At 70.5% G+C, this 4,892-nt stretch carries 6 protein-coding genes and 1 pseudogene; 2 read left to right on the forward strand and 5 right to left on the reverse strand.

Annotated features, from left to right (window positions below):
- Window positions 1–461, reverse strand: a 461-nt coding sequence (locus Q0283_RS17525; RefSeq protein ID WP_298045935.1) for an IS1096 element passenger TnpR family protein, incomplete at its 3' end; no start/stop codon positions are given.
- A 408-nt stretch (window positions 462–869) separates the two neighbouring features.
- Here Q0283_RS17525 and Q0283_RS17530 point away from each other — a divergent pair.
- Window positions 870–1,159 (forward strand): annotated as a pseudogene (locus tag Q0283_RS17530) (integrase core domain-containing protein); the annotation flags it as partial.
- Between the two features lie 109 nt (window positions 1,160–1,268).
- Here Q0283_RS17530 and Q0283_RS17535 read toward each other — a convergent pair.
- The gene (locus tag Q0283_RS17535) at window positions 1,269–2,546 is read right to left on the reverse strand and encodes an MFS transporter (RefSeq protein WP_298045937.1); all 1,278 of its coding nucleotides are present in this window, start codon (window positions 2,544–2,546) and stop codon (window positions 1,269–1,271) included.
- Window positions 2,543–3,217: a GntR family transcriptional regulator gene (locus Q0283_RS17540; protein WP_298045939.1), complete on the reverse strand. Its 675-nt coding sequence runs from the start codon at window positions 3,215–3,217 to the stop codon at window positions 2,543–2,545. The genes Q0283_RS17535 and Q0283_RS17540 overlap by 4 nt, the downstream gene beginning before the upstream one ends.
- Window positions 3,218–3,246: 29 nt before the next feature.
- Here Q0283_RS17540 and Q0283_RS17545 point away from each other — a divergent pair, with 29 nt between their 5' ends.
- Complete coding sequence (locus tag Q0283_RS17545; RefSeq protein WP_255459690.1) at window positions 3,247–3,606, forward strand: transposase; 360 nt, start codon at window positions 3,247–3,249, stop codon at window positions 3,604–3,606.
- 53 nt (window positions 3,607–3,659) lie between these two features.
- Here the strand turns inward: Q0283_RS17545 and Q0283_RS17550 are convergent, their stop codons facing one another.
- Window positions 3,660–3,953 carry a hypothetical protein gene (locus Q0283_RS17550; RefSeq protein ID WP_183528883.1) on the reverse strand — a complete coding sequence of 98 codons (294 nt, stop codon included), beginning with the start codon at window positions 3,951–3,953 and terminating at the stop codon, window positions 3,660–3,662.
- 185 nt (window positions 3,954–4,138) lie between these two features.
- Window positions 4,139–4,714: a recombinase family protein gene (locus tag Q0283_RS17555; RefSeq protein ID WP_183528881.1), complete on the reverse strand. Its 576-nt coding sequence runs from the start codon at window positions 4,712–4,714 to the stop codon at window positions 4,139–4,141.
- Window positions 4,715–4,892 lie beyond the last annotated feature (178 nt).

The raw sequence follows: 4,892 nt of genomic DNA on the forward strand, positions 1-4,892 counted from the left end.
CGGCGCCCGTACTGGTCCGGGATGGTGCCCCAGCCGAAGTACGGCAAAGGCACCGTGGGGCGGATTCCCAGCACCTCTACCGGGTCGATCTTCTGTTCACCGAGCACGCACCGGTGGGTCCAGTTATCGCCTAGGTCGAAGGTGAACTGGAACTCGGCACCGGGCTCCAGGGTCCGGGCGACCTTCGTGGTGGCGATGTCCAGGGGCACGAGCACCGGCCCGGCGCCCATGGTTGCGAACTCTGCCCCTGTGTCTTCGTCGGTGATGATCCGGCCGTCGGCCAGGGTGAACACCGACAGGTGGGACCGGTCCCACCGGGCGAAGGCGTCATTGATCGCCTCGGCCAGGTCCCCGAAGGTGTGCGAGGGTCCGACCGCGAAGATCCGCCCGGGCCAGGGCCACAGCTCTTGGCCGCCCCCGCCCAGCAGTTCCACCGTCACCGATAACCAGGTCCGCGCCATACCCCGAGGATGACACACCCGGCCGCGCCCTGGCAGGCCCGCCGGGACGACAATGGACGGCGCCCCCGCCCCGAGGGGATCCCCGTGGGGGACGCCGCCGGGTGACCGATCGGGTGTCCTCGCGATGACCCTGCAGAAATTCCTTCGCTTATCTCTGCGGTTTCCAGTCGCCGGCTGAAACCCATGCTGACGGCAGGAGGTGGAGAAGTCGTGCGCGCGGGGATCTGATTGTCCAGACGCCCCCTGGACCATTGGGACGCTTGGCCCGGATGGAACCTGCTGCAGGCGAGGCGACGACAGTCGTCGTATGCGTCGTTAGCGGGCTCTTGACACATGAGGGTGCAGCCATTGACGCGTCGATGTCAGGAACATCACTGGCTACTGCCTTTGCGAGAGGTCCGAGTGCTCCGTCTGGCCTGCTCGGAGATCCTGGAGGGCGAGCACGGCCATACCTCGGCGCTTTTATGGCTTCGGGCTCACATCTTCTTTGTCGAGACTGGTCTCACGGCTGCCACGGTGATGACTGATGTCGGTGCCTGTTACCGATCCCGTGACTTCGGTCAGGCCCTGGGGGTGCAGGTCAAATACAAACGCACCCGCCCCTACCGGCCCCAGACCAACGGCAAGGTGGAGCGTTTCAACCGCACCCTGGCCACCGAGTGGGCCTACCACCGTCTGACGGCTCCGATGTTGATCGCGCCCGGACCTACTTGGACTGGCTCTGCCACGACAGTCCCCAGCGACGCACACCGGTATTAGCGGCCAGGGCCGCTTGGCCCGCGTTCACCGCCACCCGGGGAGTTATATTTAGGCCGGTTCCCCGGCCGGACCGGCTCGCCGTGGTCGCCAGAGCCCGCCGGCGACCACGGCCAGGCACAGCAGGCAGACCCCGGCGACCGCGGTGAGCGAAGCGGCGTAGGGGGCCACCGGCAGCAGCACGGCCAGCAGGGTGGGCAGCAGGAAGCCGGAGTAGGCCAGCGCGTAGAAGACGCCGGTGAGCCCGGCCAGGTCCCGGGGCGTGGCGATCGCCTGCACGTGCGCCAGCCCCGCCACGACGGTCGTTCCGTAGGCCAGACCCAGGACCACCGCCACGGCGAGGGCGAAGACCGGTTGGCGCAGCAGGCAGGCCACCACGGCCAGGACCATGCCCAGGGACATAACCGCCAGGCCGATGGACAGCGCGCGGCCACGGGTGCGCCGGTCGATCCGGGCCACGAACGGTTGGACGAGCGCGCCGCAGCCCAGGGTCACGACGCTCAGCGCGGTCGCATAGGCCGTGGCCCACTCACCGAGCTTCGGGGCCACCACGGCCGGCATGACCGCGTACGCCACCCCGGCGGCCGCGAAGACCCACGGCGCGGCCGGCAGCACGATCCGGGTGAACCGGCGGTCGGCCACCGCCGGCACGCGCAGGTCGGTCCACCAGGGTCCGTCCACGCCCCGGGCGCCGTGGCCCGCGGCAGTGCGGGTCTCGGGGGCTGTGAGCAGGGGCAGCAGGGCCGCGGCCGCCAGGGCCAGGTGCACGGCATAGGGAGTCTGGGCCGGGGCCGGTCCCCACTGGGCGAGGCAGCCGGTGACGCCGGCGCCGATCGCGAAGCCCAGGGTCAGCGTGAGCGAGGGCCGGCGCGCCCCCGCCCCGGCCGGGGCGTGCTGGTCATACGGGGCGGTGGACAGCTCCTTAATCCAGCTACCGCCCACCGACATGGCCGCCCCGACGCCCAGGCCGGCGAGCAACCGGCCGGCGCCCAGCAGCACCAACGAGTGCAGACCCACCGCCAACAGGACGCTGCCGGCGGCCGCGGCGGCCAACCCGGTCAGCAGCACGGGCTTGCGGCCGCGACGGTCCGAGACCGCGGCCGCCACCATCAGGCCCGGGGCCAGGCCCACGACGTACAGCCCGAGCAACAGGTTGGCCTGCCACGGGGCATAGTGGCCCAGCTCCTCGTACAGGTGCAGCAGCGGGGTGAAGTGGTTACCGCCCCAGGCCAGGACGAACACCGCCGGGGCCACCCGCAACCAGGAGGCGCCACCGCTAGGCGCGGCGGGCCCGGCCGCACCCCAACGCCCGGGGTTTCGGTGGCTCACGCGAGTTCCCCCGGGAAGTGGGCGGAACGCAGGTGCTCGCGCACGGCGGTGGCGAAGCCGGCGGGATCCCCGGCCTCGATGGGCCCGATCAGCGCCTCGTGCTCCGCGCGGAACAGGCGGGCGGCCGCACCCCCGCCGCTGACCGCCAGATGGGTCAGCCGGGCGAACCGCGGGCCCAGGGCCGAGGCCATCTCCGCCACCACGGCGTTGCCACCGGCCTCGATAATCCTCAAATGGAACCCGAAGTCTTCCCCGGCGAAGTCCAGCAGGTCCCCGGCGTCCAGGGCGCGTTGCTGCGCGTCCAGGCTGGCGCGCAGGGTCGCCGCCAGCGACGTCCGGTCGGCCGCGGAACCGGCCACGACCTGGACGCTGCGGATCTCCAGGGTGGCCCGCACGTCCAGCAGGTCCCGCCGTTCGGTGGGGGAGACCACCGTGACGACGCCGCCCTTCTTCGGGGCCAACCGCACCAGCCCCCAGGACTGTAACTGCACCATGGCCTCCCGGGCCGGGGTGCGGCTGACACCGAAGGCCTCGACGAGTTGCGCCTCGGTCACCAGGTCACCGGCCGCGCGCCGGCCCTCCACGATCTGCTGCGCGACCGTGGCGGCCAGGCGCAGCGCCACGGAACGGGGAGCCGGATCGTGCCACGGCAACAGGATGCGGTCGGTCATACACCCCATCGTACGTCTTGCATACATTGATGCATGCATCTGGGTGCGCTGCCCCAGCCGGTCCCAGCCGCGTCGGAACTGCCCCGGGTGGGCGCGGTGGTTTGTGGGCTTTTCGCACATGGGGATGTAACCGGTGGTGTCACTCGGGTGGGTCAGCGAAGAATTCGCCCGAGGTGGCCGCGCTGAGGCGGACCTTGAGGAAGCGGACGACAGACATCTTGGACTGCTTCCACCACTCGGACGCTTCCAACGGACCCACCGACGCCATCAAGGACCGACTCGCGCACTTGCGCGACTCCGCCCTGGGGTTCCGGACCCTCACTAACTACATCGCCCGGTCATGGCGGGAGCCCGGTGGATTCGGGCCGCGTCTACACCCTGGAGTGTGAAGAGCCTCATAAGTGGCCACGCTGGAGGGTCCGCCCTGGGGTCCGGGGATGAGTCAGGGTCGGCCGGGAACGAGCTCGACGCCGTGGTGTTCGATGGCGCGGGGACGGATCCCGAGGACCGGGTGCAGCCAGCAGCCGCCACCGCCCTTGCCGTTGAGGCAGTTCGGGCAGTAGGCGTACACGGCGCAGTCCAGCACCACGACCGGACCGGGCCGGCGCAACGCCCGGCGGGGTCGACCGGATGCAGGAAGCGGATCCACCCACACCGCGCGGGCGCCTGTCCGTGCCACCCGAGCATCGCCGAATACCTCGAGACGGGGCTCGCCGCGTTCGGCGTCGTGGGGCACCCCGCACCATCGGGGCCGGTGAAGGCCCGGGCCCGCGGGTCCCACCCGGCCGGTGTGAGTACGAGGACTTGCCCGCTCGGGGCCGGGAGGTATTTCACCAGTGAACCGATGATCGTGGGGAGCTCGATCCGCCCCATGCCATTCTCCCTTTCCGCCTGGGCCCGAGGGGGCACGCCGGGGGAAGCCTAGTCGGTGGCTCCGTCGGCGCTCAGGGCCAGGTAGCGGTACACGGTGGCCCGACTGACCCCGAGCAGCTTGCCGATCTCCGGTGGGGTGAGCCCGGCATGCCGGTACTGACCGGCTTGCCGGACCTTCTCGGCCTCGGCGGTGACGGCCGGCCGGCCGCCCCTGCGGCCTCGGGCCGCGGCGGCGGCCATACCAGCCTTGGTGCGCTCAGCCAGCTGGTCGCGTTCGAGCTGGGCGAAGGCGGACATGACGGTGAGCATGGCCTTGCCCATCGGCCCGGTGGTGGCGATCCCCTCGGTCAGGGACCTGAAGTGGACGCCCTCGGATTCGAGGTGGTCGATGAGGTCCAGCAGTTGCCGGGTGTTGCGCCCGAGCCGGTCCAGCTTCCACACCACCAGCTCGTCCCCGCGGCGGGCGTGTTCGAGCAGCTTGTCCAGCTGGGGCCGCTTGGCCTTGGTGCCGCTGACACCGTGGTCGGTGTAGACCTTAAGGCACCCTGCGTCCTTCAGTGCGCGAGTCTGCAGGTCCGCGTTCTGCTCGACCGTGCTCACGCGCGCGTATCCCAGGCTTGCCATCCAGGCCTCGTCTCATCAACTCGACAGGTTTCAGATAGTTGAGACGATAGCAAATGAGACAGGCGAACGAGACAAATGCCGCCGTAGCGGCGACGGCGAATCTCCCGGGAATCCCGGGAGGTCGGATCGACCGGCGGGTGCTGTCGGGAGACCCAGTCCGGCGTCGCATCAAAGGAAC

Origin of the sequence: uncultured Citricoccus sp., from assembly GCF_937871995.1 — a bacterium.
Classification (GTDB): Bacteria; Actinomycetota; Actinomycetes; order Actinomycetales; family Micrococcaceae; genus Citricoccus.